Source organism: Paraburkholderia sp. EG304 (genome assembly GCF_046543485.1).
GTDB classification, from domain to species: domain Bacteria; phylum Pseudomonadota; class Gammaproteobacteria; order Burkholderiales; family Burkholderiaceae; genus Paraburkholderia; species Paraburkholderia youngii.
In genome coordinates, this window is record NZ_JBKGUA010000361.1 from 1 (window position 1) to 410 (window position 410).

A 410-nucleotide genomic window follows, 5' to 3' on the forward strand; every position below is an offset into this window, starting at 1 on the left:
TCCGTCGATTTGCACAACGATAAAACCCAACTGGGTAAGGGGCTCTGTTGTGGTTGTGAATGACTTTGGGACGTGAGAGCCTTGCGGGCCGGCATATATATGCTCCACCACAGGATACTTCAGATGTCGATCGAATCTATCTGGTAGATGAATGATTCCCCAAATATCGGTCTTACCATCGCGCCCTTTGGCAACAAAATTGATTGGTGTTCTCCATCCATTAGATTCGAGTTGGGAGATGTCGGTGCTCTCGATCTGCATCAGTTTAGCGTTGTCGCTAGACCGGAAAAGCGCCATGCGTGGGGGAAGGTCGATACGCGACCAGAGGTCGACGTAGAATCTACCGTCCGGAGAAAACTCGATGTGATGATTGGCCGGTTCTGGCGTAAGTGATGTCAGCCCCTTTCCGT

1 protein-coding gene is annotated in these 410 nt (G+C 50.7%); it reads right to left on the reverse strand.

The window, feature by feature from the left end; translation table 11 throughout:
• The coding region (locus ACLFKU_RS44285) for an alpha/beta hydrolase family protein (protein ID WP_410853462.1) at nucleotides 1-410 on the reverse strand (410 nt) is incomplete at both ends.